Source organism: Sulfitobacter sp. UBA4523 (genome assembly GCF_002388305.1).
Taxonomy (GTDB): Bacteria; Pseudomonadota; Alphaproteobacteria; order Rhodobacterales; family Rhodobacteraceae; genus Sulfitobacter; species Sulfitobacter pontiacus.
Genome location: NZ_DGMH01000058.1, coordinates 4,667 through 19,412 on the forward strand (window position 1 = coordinate 4,667; position 14,746 = coordinate 19,412).

Annotated in this window: 14 protein-coding genes; 9 read left to right on the forward strand and 5 right to left on the reverse strand. The window is 55.9% G+C overall.

Annotation, left to right across the window (positions count from 1 at the left end):
- Positions 1–187 precede the first annotated feature (187 nt).
- The 8 genes from B3849_RS14130 (at position 188) to B3849_RS14165 (ending at position 7,665) form a co-directional block, all read left to right on the forward strand.
- On the forward strand, positions 188–1,321 hold the full coding sequence (locus B3849_RS14130; protein WP_286780318.1) for a helix-turn-helix domain-containing protein: 1,134 nt from the start codon (positions 188–190) through the stop codon (positions 1,319–1,321).
- Positions 1,322–2,011: 690 nt separating this feature from the next.
- The gene (locus tag B3849_RS14135) at positions 2,012–2,626 is read left to right on the forward strand and encodes a hypothetical protein (RefSeq protein WP_286780319.1); all 615 of its coding nucleotides are present in this window, start codon (positions 2,012–2,014) and stop codon (positions 2,624–2,626) included.
- A 458-nt stretch (positions 2,627–3,084) separates the two neighbouring features.
- Positions 3,085–3,513, forward strand: coding sequence for a hypothetical protein (locus B3849_RS14140; RefSeq protein WP_286780320.1), 429 nt, complete (start codon positions 3,085–3,087; stop codon positions 3,511–3,513).
- Between the two features lies 1 nt (position 3,514).
- Positions 3,515–3,763: a hypothetical protein gene (locus B3849_RS14145; RefSeq protein ID WP_286780321.1), complete on the forward strand. Its 249-nt coding sequence runs from the start codon at positions 3,515–3,517 to the stop codon at positions 3,761–3,763.
- 62 nt (positions 3,764–3,825) lie between these two features.
- Positions 3,826–5,127 (forward strand): hypothetical protein, encoded by a 1,302-nt coding sequence (locus tag B3849_RS14150; RefSeq protein WP_286780322.1) that lies wholly within the window; start codon positions 3,826–3,828, stop codon positions 5,125–5,127.
- Between the two features lie 303 nt (positions 5,128–5,430).
- Positions 5,431–6,096 (forward strand): DNA-binding protein, encoded by a 666-nt coding sequence (locus tag B3849_RS14155; protein WP_286780323.1) that lies wholly within the window; start codon positions 5,431–5,433, stop codon positions 6,094–6,096.
- A 233-nt stretch (positions 6,097–6,329) separates the two neighbouring features.
- Positions 6,330–6,758, forward strand: coding sequence for a hypothetical protein (locus B3849_RS14160; protein WP_286780324.1), 429 nt, complete (start codon positions 6,330–6,332; stop codon positions 6,756–6,758).
- 115 nt (positions 6,759–6,873) lie between these two features.
- A complete protein-coding gene (locus tag B3849_RS14165; RefSeq protein WP_286780325.1) occupies positions 6,874–7,665 on the forward strand; it encodes a hypothetical protein in 792 nt (263 codons plus the stop codon).
- Positions 7,666–7,671: 6 nt separating this feature from the next.
- Here B3849_RS14165 and B3849_RS14170 read toward each other — a convergent pair whose 3' ends face one another.
- The gene (locus tag B3849_RS14170; RefSeq protein WP_286780326.1) at positions 7,672–8,349 is read right to left on the reverse strand and encodes an SOS response-associated peptidase; all 678 of its coding nucleotides are present in this window, start codon (positions 8,347–8,349) and stop codon (positions 7,672–7,674) included.
- Between the two features lie 156 nt (positions 8,350–8,505).
- Between B3849_RS14170 and B3849_RS14175 the strand changes: the two genes are divergently transcribed.
- A complete protein-coding gene (locus tag B3849_RS14175) occupies positions 8,506–10,122 on the forward strand; it encodes a BCCT family transporter (RefSeq protein WP_132998275.1) in 1,617 nt (538 codons plus the stop codon).
- Between the two features lie 43 nt (positions 10,123–10,165).
- Here B3849_RS14175 and B3849_RS14180 read toward each other — a convergent pair whose 3' ends face one another.
- The 4 genes from B3849_RS14180 to B3849_RS14195 are packed head-to-tail and all read right to left on the reverse strand — an operon-like array spanning position 10,166 to position 14,745.
- On the reverse strand, positions 10,166–11,479 hold the full coding sequence (locus B3849_RS14180) for a TRAP transporter large permease (protein WP_005854381.1): 1,314 nt from the start codon (positions 11,477–11,479) through the stop codon (positions 10,166–10,168).
- A gap of 15 nt (positions 11,480–11,494) precedes the next feature.
- Positions 11,495–12,016: a TRAP transporter small permease gene (locus tag B3849_RS14185; protein WP_286780327.1), complete on the reverse strand. Its 522-nt coding sequence runs from the start codon at positions 12,014–12,016 to the stop codon at positions 11,495–11,497.
- 38 nt (positions 12,017–12,054) lie between these two features.
- Positions 12,055–13,140: a C4-dicarboxylate TRAP transporter substrate-binding protein gene (locus B3849_RS14190; RefSeq protein WP_286780328.1), complete on the reverse strand. Its 1,086-nt coding sequence runs from the start codon at positions 13,138–13,140 to the stop codon at positions 12,055–12,057.
- Between the two features lie 57 nt (positions 13,141–13,197).
- On the reverse strand, positions 13,198–14,745 hold the full coding sequence (locus tag B3849_RS14195) for a class I adenylate-forming enzyme family protein (protein ID WP_286780329.1): 1,548 nt from the start codon (positions 14,743–14,745) through the stop codon (positions 13,198–13,200).
- Between the last annotated feature and the right edge of the window lies 1 nt (position 14,746).

Here is a 14,746-nt window from a genome sequence, read left to right on the forward strand (position 1 = left end):
CCGCGGTCAAGACGGCAAAAACAACGAGCAGCAAACGAAAGGAGGACCGGCTAGAAAAATAAAGACCCCCCGAAAGCGATACTTCCGAAGGGCCTCAATTAGTCTCGACACCTAATTGATACCCCCAAATCGAATCGATTTCAACACCGCTGGCGGTGAACGGGGATGCTTTTTCTTCCGAAACACCATGGAACATCAAAATAAAACACGAACCGCCTTGGCGGAACGGACAGACTTACCCTACTCTAACCCATATGAGCTGTTAGGCCCGGTTCGCATTCTGAGAAAAGAGCTCGGCCTGACGACCAACGACCTAGCCGTGCTGACCGCACTCATCAGCTTCCTTCCCCGTGAGAGACGTGGAGGTCTGGATAACCGGCAGTTTGCACTTACAGTCGTCTTCCCATCGAACGCTTCGTTGTCAGAAAGGTCCAATGGTCTTGACGAAAGAACACTTCGTCGCAGCCTTGGGCGCCTCTCAGCGGCTGAACTGATTGAACGGAAGAGTTCCGCAAATGGTAAACGCTTCCCGTTACGGTATGGAGGTGTGATTAAGGACGCTTTCGGCATCGACCTGAAGCCCTTGATCCAACGGTACGACACTCTCACGATGCAGGCGTCACAGCTTACCGAAGAACTCGAGCGCCTACGGTCACTGAAGACCGAAGCCTTAGCACTTCGTGCGTCTCTCCTTCGTCAGACAAACCTCGACGAAGAAAGACTCTCTACCTTACATATGTTTAGAAATATCTTGCGGCGAGCAACCTTGACCGTGGACGCAGTTCTAAGCATTATCTCGGAGCTCCGAGCCATGGGTGCCGCCACAGACGCCTGCTACGGTGAGAGGTACACAGAAGTAAACGCCAATGCAGGAGTCATTTTACAAGCTGACGAACAGCGATCAGATAAACTCGATCCAATTGAGCTGACCGCCACAAACGGACAAAATGTCCGGCACATAGAGTCTACAACAAAAGATATTAATAAGATTGCTATAAAAACAGCGGAACAGGATGAACAACCGTCGCCAAACCAGGTCAAGATTAAGCGTGATCCTCAGAAGATGGCTTGGGAAGACTTCACCCATGTAGCAGGACTTTTCCCGGTCCCTCCTCACTCAGGGGAAACCCTTAACCGCATTCTGTATGACCTAGGTAAACTGCTTAGAGTGAGACAAGATAGATTGAAACGTGGCATCCAAATGGCAGGCGCAGGCAAACTGCTTCTAGTCTTCGACTACCTGTTAGCCCGCGCCGGTACGATTAAGCACCCCGATGCCTATTTTGAAAAAGTGCTATGCACACAGCTTGACCGCATATGAGTTTCTTGACCGCGGTCAAGAAACTCCACAGCGTTAGATTGCATGTCAGTTTAAGGTGACAGAAGGTGATTGTTATGGTGGGTCGCTACCGGGATGGATCATAGAGGAGATCCGGTCACCACTCTCGAGGCTAAGTTCTGTTGAATACCAAGGCATACGTAAAATCGAAGTTCTTATGATCCACTCTACCGTGCTGCACATATAGGAAAAGAAGTAGTTTACACTAAAATGTCTTAGGGCTTTTGTATCCTTACGAGATAATTTTCACAGGTTGTACTGCTCGCTGCAGATGTTGAAGGAGCATCTCAAATTTGGATGCGACGTCCCTGCCCCTTATAGGAACTACTATCCGATAAGGAATAACGGTAGAGTACCTAATAGCTTCCCCCATGAACTCTTGGTGGTGTATTTCGGTAGTCCAAGTGCGCTTGAAATGCTGCGAACGAGATATACCAGTGAAACGTGGGTTCTGCTGCCGTGCCCATAGGATGGACCGCGGTCTAGCTGGGTAAAGGCATTATTTAATTCCGAGGTCCGACGGTGGGGCGATAAAAGCCCTCGACTCCAACATTGACGAATGAGTCTTTTCAAATCCCGAAAATTTAAATCTCAGTTTAATCCTGCAGAGATAATTTGACCGAGCATTCAAGAACAGAATGCAGTTTCAAATTTCTCATACAAGGAAATACCATGACCAACGACTCCAATATCTCGCCAAAAACAACCCATATTGAGTTACCGAAAACCCTCGTGCTTGTCCTCCCTGGCGGTATGTTCGGATCAGCAGAATCCCAATTGGGGCGTAAGGCACGCGAATACCGCAATGCAGTTGCAGAGGAAATTCTATCACACGAGGGGCACTTTGCGGTGATCGATGGATTTTTATCGGATGAAATCCAACGCGGGTTTGACGACGTAATCGAGAAGGGGCTGTCCAATGCTATTCTCGCTGCGGAACGCATAGGGTGTCCAAATTCGATTTCAGCAGTTCGTATGTACGGTTGCGACACGGGCGAGGTAGCTTATGATGGCTGGCAGGAAAATCGTTCATATTGCCTGGATGAATATTTCGATGGACCCGATGACGCAGCGGAGTTCTTGAGTAGGCATCTCGAAACATCCGAGATCACGGTAACTGGTGCTTGGGCAACATTAGATGACAGCTCCGGTTGCGTGAACGGGGTTGCACAAACTCTCAGGTCCCTTATGCCAAACATTCAGGTGCGGATTAGCGAAACAGCGATCTTCGAAGAATACGAAGATGGAGAACTCGATGGACAACCGGTCTTCAATACTTTGAGATGACACTGGCCAATTCCCACGCCCTGAACGATTGATGATCATACGAGGTACAGGGCATTAAATAACTATCTGATAAAGCCCTGCAGATGCGGTGTCAGCACTGCTGGACTTTATCTAACTACTAAATCTATTGTGCTTTGCGCCTTCCTTAATGCACCTATAGGTTGAATTTAATTGTTCCGCCTCGGTAGACGTAACTCCAAAAACCGCGGAAATTTAGTGAGCAGTGGTGTTATCACGTAGTGCAAACGTGCGTGATTATAGCCTTCCGCTGGTTCAGATTTAACTTCCTCGGTCGCTGACGTACCAAGTCTTGTGCTGCACTGCTCTGGTAGTGCGACATCTACAAAACCTGTCTTATCCTCGTTGGAGCCATTCACACGCTTAGGACGATGCTGCTGAAAGCTTTTTACTTTGTGTTAATGGGCCGTGACAATCTCCTACCAAGAGGGGGATTTAATATGACCCAGGCTACCGATCTCAATAGATCACCATTTAAAAAGCTAAAGCTTGAAACGGCAAAATTAATCTTGGCAGGTTTTCGGCGACCGGCATACGCGGGTGTTTTGCAGCGTCATCCAAAACAAGCGACCTATGCATGCGACTTGCTGCTGGATGCCATAGGAAGAAAAATCCAAGTCAAAGTCGCAGGTGGCTTATCCCAGAATTGCATGTGCTGTTGTGCTGCAGTTCATGGGCTACCCCACTTAATCTCACCGCTGACGCTGGATCTGATCCAGGAATCGTCAGCTTCGTTCCCGAGGTATTTAGTAGGGGAGATTGCACTAAACCCAGCAAGGCTGCGGCTCACTCTTGTGCCGTTCCTCGGAAAATCTGATGACCGGACTTGGGTCTGTGTTCTTGAGCATTGGACGGACGAGGCATGCTGATATGAGTGTAGATACCTTTCTAAATCCATTGAGCTTAAAGGGGCGCGCGTCGTCGCTTTGTACTTGGGTCTTTGGTCTTTGCATTAACAATCCTCACCCGACGACCAAGGGTGAACACTATGTGCAGAACGGCGATCATATAATCGAGGAAGGCATTTCAGAGAAGCCGGCCTCAAATGCTACGGCTCTGGCGGAAACTGGTCAAAGTGCCGCAAAGGCAGCGCTGACATGGTGGCTGGCTTTCCTATGAATAGCCTTACAGATGCAGCCGCTGCCATAGCTGGGCGGAACCTCACACCTTCGGAGCGCTTGTTGTCCGATAGTTTGATCGCTTACGCATTTGCGCAGGAAGCGAACCGCTTGTACGCTGCAGAAGATCTGATTGCTTCGGGTACGTGGCAGAAATATGAGGTGCGCGCTGCAGCTCTGGCTAAAAAAAGCCCGCGCGACAATCCGTATGAGGCCTTCCTTAGGATAGATATGGCAGGGGGGTGGGAGACCGTTAACACCCGTCAAGCCTACAGATCCGCGCTGGTGCGCTTAGCCGCCCAGTTGGTGATCGAAAGTGCTCCCGTTTTCTGGAAGCACCAAATATCGCAGAGGCCAACGGCAAAGGCGACACTCCAACTTAGCGAATGGCTTCACAAAAGCGTCGATAGTGCTTCAATCGCCAGATTTAGGGCCGCGCAACGCCCGCTTAATAAGACTGATTATGAAAGCTTTCGGAGCGCGGTGGCTTTTCTTGTGGCCCAACCCCCGGACCCATCACATCAAGCGCTAAGAAAATATAAAATTGATCGATCGGTTAAATTCAGAAGAAAGCCCAACGCCCAAATTGCGTCGTTGCGTGCGCTCAATCAGCATCAGGATCGTAAACGCAAATCGGACCCGACCTATTGTTGGTTCGACACTTACTGGCAGTTTGTGATGGCTGACGACGACACGGGCGATTTGCAGCGGGCAATGATTGCAACCTTGATTTTGACAGGCTGCCGACCGGTGGAATTTTCATCCCGTTTAGGCATTGAGGTTTCGATAGCGGATGTTGATGCGGCGAAAAGGCTTGCGTTCAAAATCAACGGAGCAAAAACAGCTACGAAAAAGGAGATATTAGTAGAAGCGAAGGGGCAAACAATACGCCAGATCACCTTGGGGTGCCACAGTCCCGAAGCGCTTTGGCTATACTGCCACATTTCGCGGTCCGGTAACCATCTAGTGTTACGTCAAGCGGCGGCTCCGTGTTCATCATCTGGAAAGGTGCTATCGATAGCCGAACAGGAGCGGCTATTGACCAATAGTCTTGGGAAACGCATCAAGAAAATTGCTAGCCGCGCGTTCCCTCGTCTCAAGCATAACGTTACACCATATGTTTTTAGGCATGCATTCGCCGACGCTTTGAGGACGGAAGGGCGATTTGATGAACAAGCGAGGGCTGCGGCGCTAGGACAGCAAAGCACGTGTACATTGGGGCATTACGGTGGGTCAAACCGGCGGAAGAATACACAGTCGGTACGATCCCGACAGATTGTATGTATCGAAGCTAGCAGCCCTGTTCGAGATTATTCCCGAAGTTTCCCGAGTGATATTAGAATGAATTCTCGCCCAAGGTTGTAAACTGTAACGGCCAAATTAAACTGTCAGTGCCCTATATTTTCCGCGTCCGCCTGAGGGCACACCATTCTCGCGGATAAGTGCAAACCATATCCAGCGCATCGCTCCAGACTCCACGGCTGACAATGGGCATGTTGGGTTTGTCTAAACTTGGGAGCAATGCGCTCTGTAATTAGCTAGTCATTACTTGCGGCCTGATCAAGCTGGCTATGAAAGCCGGTTTCTCAGCCATTGCAAAGAGAAGGCTGCTTCGCCTAAGGATATGACGGAAATCGCCTAGATAGATCCAATATGTAACATATTGTAATGAGCATAACGTTACAATATGTTACATTGTATAAAGGCAGGCATTTAGGGCAGGAAGAAATGGCAATTAACCAACAGCGGGTTTTCCAGGCGGCTGAACAATTGATCGAGCAGGGCACTGAGCCGACCAATAGGAACATTCGGGAAGTGCTTGGTGGTGGGTCACTTGAAACCATCACACCGTTACTCCGAGAATGGAAATTGCTCCAAGAGCAATCGGCAGACATACCAAACAGCGTTCGCGTGGCCATGGATCATACTCTGAAGCGAGTATGGATCGAAGCAAAAGATCATGCAAAGCGTACCTTCGTCGGGGAACGAATGCTGTTGGAAGCACAGATATCAAAGCTAGAGGATGAGCTTCGTCTGGCTGTTGAAGCCAAGGAAAAGACGGATGCGGATATTGCCAAGCTTCAGGAAGCAATCAAAGCCGGTGAGGCCGCAGCTGAATTAGCGAAATCACAATCGGCGGAACGTATTGCTGATCTAAAAAGCGTTCTTTCTGAGACGAAGGAAGAAGCGAAAGAGGCAAGGACAAGTGAACGGGATTTGAACAAACAATTGGTAGCATTGACCAAAGAGGCTTCGGAGCTGAGGGTTGTCGCTGAGAAAGCGCAGGCAGATGCAGATCATGCCAATGCCAAACTGAGGGGCGACACAAAGTAGTCGAACCCTCGCCAGATGGGGCTTGTGCGCGGTCGCAGATGGCAGGGCGGCCCGAAGATAAAACTAGCCGTCTCCACCTCTGCGTAAAAATCCCCCAGTTCCGTTAAAACTCACCGGAACCAATCCCCGCAGCACGTGTTATCTCTTCGGAAATAATGATCACGATATCAACGCTTTACCGGTCACTTCCACACCGGTGAAGCTTCCCATTAATCATAGCTAAAGGTGTGAGTATGCAGATCAAGAATGACGCGATGAGTGAGCTTTGGCGGGTGCTGAGCGGGACGCAGGCGGCCTATGAGACGGCGCTGGATGATCTCGACGATGGCGCGGGTAAGGATCTGGTGAGCGAGATTACCGTCATGCGTAAGGAGAATATTGCTCAGGTCGAGAAGTATCTTTCGGACGCTGGTGTTGAGACGAGCGCGCTTGAAGCGCCGGATCGGGTCTATTCCGCGCTGGATTGGACCTCGGCCGGGATCGAAGGGCCTGATGGGGTCGAAGCGCAGGTGCGCAAATACGAGGCGGATGTGCTGGACGCCTATGACCGCGCGATCGAGCCCTATGCTGCGGGGGATCCGGAGCTGCAGTTCCTAACGCAGCAGTATGAGGCGCTGAGTGAAAAGTTGGGCGGGCTGACGCCTGACCGCGCGGCGGCGTGATTTTGGTGAGCAGGCGTAAAGCCTGCGTAATTTGAAACGATATGTGGCAGCCTGATGCGGATCGGGCTGCCATTTCCTATGGTGCGGCCCGGCCTGAAGATGGAGGAGCATGGCGATGATATCAGCGATCCTTGGCATCTGTTTATTGCTGGTGGTGACGGCAGATGTCGTGATGTCGACGCTGGGGGTAGGGGCCAATGGCCCGCTCGCCCCACGGGTGGCGCGGGGGACGTTTTGCCTTATCCGCTGTTTGCCAAGACAGAATTGGGTGCATCGTGTTTGCGGCCCGCTTGTGGTGGTCAGCATCGGGGCGGCGTGGATTATCTTGATGTGCCTGAGCTGGACCCTGATCCTGTGGGGGCAGGCGGGGTCGGTTGTCTCGCAAAGTTCGGGCGTGCCGGCGGGTTTGCTGGAGAAGGCGATCTATGCCGGGCATTTGCTGTCGACCCTTGGCGGCGGCACCTATGAGAGCAGCGGCGCGCTTTGGGGCGTGGTGGCGACGTTGATCGGCGTGTCGGGGATGGTCGTGCTGACCCTGTCAGTCAGTTTCGTCTACTCGACGACCCAAGCAGTCTCTACCGGGCGAGCTATTCTTGCGCTGTCGGATGTGCATCCACCGGGGACAGCGCAGTTCAGCCAGATCCTGCTGCCGCAATTCGCCACGCTGGTCGCGCAGATCAAGGCTATTCCCTATGCGCTCTATTTCAGCACCGTGCGCGAAGAACGGCGCTTGCCGCAGAAGCTGGCGCAGCTGAGGGCGCATCCGGAGATGTCGGCGCAGGATCGGCGCAACCTCGATATTCTGCTGCGCGAGCTGCCGGGGTTGGAGCATGTGCCGCAGGATCAATTCGACGAGACATTTGAGGAGTGGGCCAAGGGCTACACCCTGCGTCCCGAAGAGGGATAAGCCGCCTTACACCCCGCCGTGGTCGGATTTCAGATCTTCGCCCTGCTGGTGGATCACCATCCTTTCCGCGGGATAGGGTCTAATAAGGCGGAATGCGTCCTCCGCCGGTGCGGTAAGCCAAGCCTCGTAGTCGTCAGGGGCCAGGATCGCGGGCATCCGGTCAGGGTGGGTGTCCTTCACCAGTTCATTCGGGGTCGTCGTGATCATCGAGGATGTGGTGAGCTCGCGATACGCTGTGCCGTAGTTGCCCGCAAAGCTGCGCCAGATCCCGGCGAGGGCGAAGGGCGGGCGCGGGGTATCTCCCGCGACGCCAAACCAGATATAGGTCGCCGGATTGCGCCCCTTCGCCTCGCAAAAGCTGGAGGCGGGGATCAGGCAGCGGCGTTCGGTAAAGCTGGCCTTCCAGAAGGGAGAGCTGCGCAGCTTATCGTCCCGCGCGTTGTTCACCGCCTTGGGCTGGATCGGCTTGCCAGTTTTCTTGGAGGTTTGCGGCAGCACGAACCCCCAGTGCGTGTTGCGCAACACGCGGTTGCCATCCTCATCCAGCGCCACGATGGGCGCCGTGCCCTTGGGAAAGATCGCCGTCAGCGGCTCTGCATTGCCCAGCTGGTCGTTTTCGGCACGCACTTTGAACAGTTGCCGCATGAGGGTCGGGGCGAGGGTGTTAGCGTATAGGTTGCACATCTACGGCGCTCCGTTTCCGGCTGTGAGAGGCTCAGGCTTTCAACCCATACCACAAATTATGCAGGACATTCACGTAAGGCGATCTAGTTCAACCTTAGGGACACGCAAGTTTACGCGCATTAGAGACGAACAATAAGCCATAGGAATGGAGAGAGCATGACCGACCCCACATCAGAAAACGGCGAGATAGAGACTGATTTCGAGGTCGGTCAGGACAATATCGACGGCAGCCTTGGCCCCATCGGCTTTGACATTCACAACCCCGTTTTCGTGATCTCGGGGATCACCTCGGTGGTTTTTGTGCTGCTCACGATGATCTTTCCTGATCAAGCGGGGGCGGTCTTCCTCGCGGTGCGTAATTTCGCCACCACCAAGCTCGACTGGATGTTCATGATTATCGTGAACTTCTTTGTGATCTTCTGCATCGTGCTGATCTTTCTGCCCATGTCCAAGGTGCGTTTGGGGGGCGAGGATGCGGTGCCGGAATATTCCTACCCGGCATGGTTCGCGATGCTGTTTGCCGCCGGTATGGGCATCGGGCTGCTGTTCTTTGGCGTGCTGGAACCTGTCTATCACATGAACGTCTCGGGCCCGCTTGGGGTGCCGTCGCCCATTGCTGCGGACGGGTCGATCATTGCCGAGAATGTAGAGGCTGCCCGTGCCATGGGGCTGGCCGCGACCTTCTATCATTGGGGGCTGCACGGCTGGGCGGTCTACGCGATCATGGCGCTGGCCTTGGCCTTGTTCACCTATAACAAGGGTCTGCCGTTCTCGATCCGGTCCTGTTTCTATCCGATCCTGGGCGAGAGGGTCTGGGGCTGGTCTGGCCATATCATCGACATTCTGGCGGTCTTTGCGACGCTGTTCGGCTTGGCCACGTCGCTGGGTCTTGGAGCGCAGCAGGCCAATGCGGGCTTCAACTTTGCCTTCGGGCTCGAGATTTCGACGAATGTTCAGGTGATCATCATCATTCTGGTCACAGCCGTCGCCCTTGTCTCGGTCTGGCGTGGGTTGGACGGCGGGGTAAAGGTGCTGTCCGAGGTCAACATGGGCGTCGCGATCCTGTTCTTCCTCTTCGTGCTTTTTGCGGGGCCAACCCTGATCGGGTTGAGCGGTTTCTGGACCGGCCTGATCGCCTATACGCAAGAGCTGATCCCACTGTCGAACCCCTTTGGCCGCGGGGATGACGCCTACCGCGAGGGGTGGACGGCGTTTTACTGGGCCTGGTGGGTCTCCTGGGCGCCTTTCGTCGGCATGTTCATCGCGCGCGTCTCCAAAGGGCGCACGGTGCGGGAGTTCATCGTCTGCGTTCTGCTGATCCCGTCGTTGATCATCTTTGTCTGGATGGGGGTCTTTGGCGGTATCGCCATCGACCAGATCCTGACCTCCCCCGAGACTTCGCTGGTGAAAGCCAATGTGATCGACAGCTATTCGCCCGAGCTGAGCCTCTTTGGCATGTTGAACGAGCTGCCGTTCACCAAGACCGCATCCACCATCGCGATCGTGCTGGCGCTGGTGTTCTTTGTGACATCCTCGGATTCCGGCTCGCTGGTGGTGGATACGATCACCGCAGGCGGCAAGATCGACGCGCCGGTGCCGCAGCGGATCTTCTGGTGTGTGGTCGAAGGGTTGATCGCCATCGTCCTGCTGATCGGCGGCGGTTTGTCGGCGCTGCAAGCAGGGGTCACGGCCACCGGCGTGCCGTTCAGTATTCTGATGCTGGTAATGTGTTACACGATCTACAAAGGTCTGCGCAGCGAACCGCGGGCGTAAGATAGGCCACCGGCGCGTCTGTGGAGGGCGCGCCGGTGAAGCCTTAAGATCCCATCCAGTTCGGCAGGATGGTGGTGATGATCGGGAAGGCGAAGAGGATCATGATCGTAATGACCTCCAGCAGGACAAACCACAGCGCACCGCGGAAGATCTGGGGCAGGGGTGTTTCACGGTCGATACCGGCGATGACATAGCAGTTCAGCCCGACCGGCGGCGTGATGAGGCCGATCTCGCACATCTTGACGGCCAGAATGCCAAACCAGATCGGATCAAAGCCGAGTGATTGGATCGTGGGGAACATGATCGGGATGGTGATGACCATCATCGAGAAGGCATCGAGGAACATCCCCAGAGGGACAAAGACCAGAAGCAGCATCGCCACGATGAAATACGGCGGCAGACCAGAGCCGACGACCGCCTCGGCCAATTGGTTGGGCACCTGGATCAGCGTCAGGAAATAGCTGAAGACGGCGGCGCCGATCATGGTGAAGAGGATCATGACCGTGGTGTCGATGGTGGACCGGAAACTCGCCACGATACGGCCCAGCATACCGGGCCAGCTGGGGCGGTGCATGAGCAGCATGATCAAGGCGACAAAAGCACCGACGGCGCCCGCCTCTGTCGGGGTGACGAGGCCCAGATAGATCCCGCCCATCACGACGATGAACAGCACCATAACCTGCCACGCTTTGCCCGTTTCGCGCACGGCCTCGCCCCAGCTGGCGCGTGGGGTGACCGCGTGGCGCATATCGCCGCGACGGGCGATGAAATAGATGCCGACCATGAACATGATCGCGGTCAGCAGCCCCGGCAGGAACCCGGCGACCAGCATCTTGCCAGCCGAGGTTTCGGTCAGCGCGGCATAGAAGATCAGTAGGACACTTGGCGGGATCAGCACACCCAGCACGCCCCCAGCCGCGACTGCCCCGGCCGAAAGGCTGCCCTGATACCCCGCCTTCTTCATCTCGGGGATGGCGACGGAACCCACGGTGGCGGCAGTGGCCACGCTTGAGCCAGATGTGGCCGCAAAACCGGCGCTGGTCAGGATCGCTGCCATAGCCAATCCGCCGGGCAGATGCCCGACCCAGCGGCTGGCAACGTCGAACAGCTTTTTGCCCACTTGCGCGTGATGCGCGAAGCTACCCATCAGGATGAACAGCGGGATGATCGTGAGCGTGTAGACGGCAGTGGTGGAGTATGAGATCGACTTGAGCCGCGTCATCAGAAACGCGAAATCTTCGACCAAGACGATACCGACGGCGCCGGACAGCGCCAGCGCGGCAAATACCGGCGCGCCGAATGCCATCAGCAGGATGATCAGCGCGACGGCGATATAGGGGGCAAAGGACGGATCCATCGGGGCTTCCTGACGTCAGTGAAGATCGGGGGACGCCTGCTTTGTCTTAGCAGGCTCCCCGAAGAGAAAAAGTTGAAGAGATTGGATCGCCATCTGGATGAAGGCGAACCACAGGCCCGCGGCCAAGCTGGCCTTTGTCCACCAGATCGGGATCTTGACGTAACCCCAGCGGAATTCCCGGATAGAGACGGAATAAATCGCCTCATGCGTGGCGGGGATCGCCAGCATCAGCAATGCCAGCGCCCCGATTGCCCAGGCCAACGCGACAACACGGGCGCGGGCGGCGGGGGAGAGTTTCTCTGTCAGGACGGTGACGCGGATATGGGCATCGTCCCGTTGCGCCCATCCCGCGCCGAGGAAGACGACCATCACCAGCGCCAGTTCGGTAAATTCGAAAACGCCGGTGATCGGGCTCCCCGTGAGGGCACGCACCAAAACGTCAAGCGTGGTGCCGAACACAAGGAACGCGAGAAATAGCATGGCGACCGCACCGAGCACATCGGACACGATTTTCAGTAAACTGTTGATCGTTTGCATGATTTAATCCTTCGCTAAATGCGATCGCCCCCAGCCGATTACGATGCCTGGCTGATCTCGTAAGGGCGTTTCAGCGTTGCTTCGGCGTCGTACTTCTTGATCGCGGCATCGATCAAGGACTGCATTTCTTCGCCATCGATACCTGCGGGTTTCGCGGTATCCTCAAGCCAGGAATTCACCTGCGCGGGCTGGACCAGTTCCTTGGCCATGGCCTTTTGCTCGTCAGAAACGGTGCTCAGCGTGACGCCTTCGGCTTCAGCGGTTTTGACATAGGTCGCAAGCACATCTTCGTAGATCGCGCTGAACTGCCCGCCATAGATGTCATCGACAATCTCGTCCGAGATCTTGCGCACGTCGTCGGGAAGCCCGTCATAAACCCGCTTGTTCATGATCGTCGCGGCTGGGGCGTGGGGGCCGTCGCCAATGTCATAGAACTGCGGCGCGATTTCATGCAGTTTATAGGCAATCGCGGTTACAAAATCGAACCCGTAGACACCGTCGAGAATGCCACGCTCCAGCGCTTGGTACACTTCGGGTGCGGCCATAGCGACCGCCGTACCGCCAAGCGCTTCGACCACATCGGCAGAGACACCGTAGGCGCGAATGCGTTTGCCCTTGATGTCTTCAAGCGAGGTGATCGGGTCGCGCAGGATCAGCGGCGCGTAGTTCCAGTTGGTCCAGTAGAGCACTTTGGAGCGGTGGCGATCTTCCCATTCCGCGCGCAGCGGGTCGAATTGATCGTAAACATCGCGGCAGACCTTTTGCAGCGCGTCGGCGCGGTTCATGCGGAAATACCATTCCAACCCGCGGGTCACGGGCAGTTCAGATTGGTAGTAGCCGGGTGAAATCAACGTCATCTCGGATGTGCCATCGCGCACGGCGCCCAGATGTTCGCCCACCTTGTTCAGCGATCCGGACCAATAGCGGCGGATGGAAACCTCGCCTTCGGTGCGTTTTTCCAGCTCGTCCAGATACCAGCGGTCGATCCACGAGGGGCCCGCGGAATCCGACACATAGCTGTCGAATTTCAGCGATGTTGCGGCCAGCGCAAGCGAGGGGGCGGCCAGCGTAAAGGCACCCGATGCGGCGGCGGCGCCGGTTTTTAGGAATGTTCTGCGTTTCATGTTTCTCTCTCCCGATCTGCACGCCAAAAGCTGACGCGCGTTGTTCTGCATCGCGGCTCAGGCCTGATGCTCTCCCTCCAGCTCTTGCGCAATACGTTCGCGCAGGCTGGTTTTCAGGACTTTCCCATAGCTGTTCTTGGGTAGATCCTGAACAAAGTGGTATGTCTTCGGCTTCTTGAACGAGGCCATGCGGCTTTTGCACCAGGCATCCAGCTGCGGCGCGTCGCAGGGGCCATCACCCGTTGCAACGACAAAGGCCACGACATCCTCGCCCCATTCCGGACTGGGCACACCGATCACCGACACTTCGGACACGTTCTCATGGGCCAGAAGCGTCTCCTCCACCTCCCGTGGATAGATGTTTGTCCCGCCCGAAATGATCACATCTTTCGATCTGTCGGTGAGGGTCAGGAAGCCATCGGCATCCATCGACCCCAGATCGCCCGTGCGCAGCCAGCCGTTCACGAGGGTATCTGCGGTGGCCTGTTCATTGCCCCAATAGCCTTTCATCAGCGCATCGCCGGAGACGACGACCTCGCCAACCTCATCCGCGGGCAGGGGGCGCATGTCACCGTCGACGACCCGCACCTGCACGCCCGCCTGCGCAAACCCGACCGACCCGCGCCGCGCATCTGCGTTGGGGTGGGCCGTGTCGGCCACAAGATCGCGGGGCAGGACGGTGATGGTCATGGGGCATTCGCCCTGACCGTAAATCTGGACAAACCGCGCACCGAAGACGGCCAGCCCCTCTTCGATATCGGCGAGATACATGGGACCGCCACCGTAGATGATGGTCTTGATGCCCGTACCGTCATAGCCCGTGGCACGCGCATGGGCGATCTGGCGTTTGATCATCGTGGGGGCGGCGAAAAACACGAGGTTGTCCAGCGCCTGCGCCAGCTCTGCGATCTCGGCCGGATCGAACCCGCCGGACCGGGGGATCACATGGCAGCCCCCGGCGCGGATGATCGGGAAGTGATAAAGCCCCGCGCCATGCGACATAGGCGCTGCATAAAGCGAATTATCGCGGGCGGTGGGGCTGTCCACATCCATCGCATAGGCCAGTGACATCGCGATGAGGTTGCCGTGGGTGGTCATCACCCCCTTGGGCCGCCCCGTGGTGCCCGAGGTATAGAACAGCCAGGCCACATCGTCTTTGCCTGTGTCGACGGGGGGCGTGATTTCCGCGCTCGATTGTGCCGCAGCGGTCAGCGCGGGATCGTGGATGCCGCGTTCAATGCAGGTCTCGGCAAGCTCGATGCCGCTTGCGAACACCGTGCCGGTTTGGGTCACGACAACGCGGGCCTCGGCATCGCCGATGATCCAAGCCGCTTCGCGCGGGTGCAGCTTGTAATTGATCGGCACGACAATCGCGCCCATCCACAATACCGCGTGCAGGATCTCCAGATATTCGGGGCAGTTCTGCATGAACAGCGCCACGCGGTCGCCTTTTCGGATGCCTAAAGTGTCCTTGAGATAGGTCGCCATGCCCGCGCTACGCGCCGCGAACTGCCCATAGGTCGCGTGCAGATCCAAGCCGCAGCGGATTGCCGGCGCATCGGGGGACACCCGTGCGGCCTGAAGCAGCCATTCAGAAATATTCATA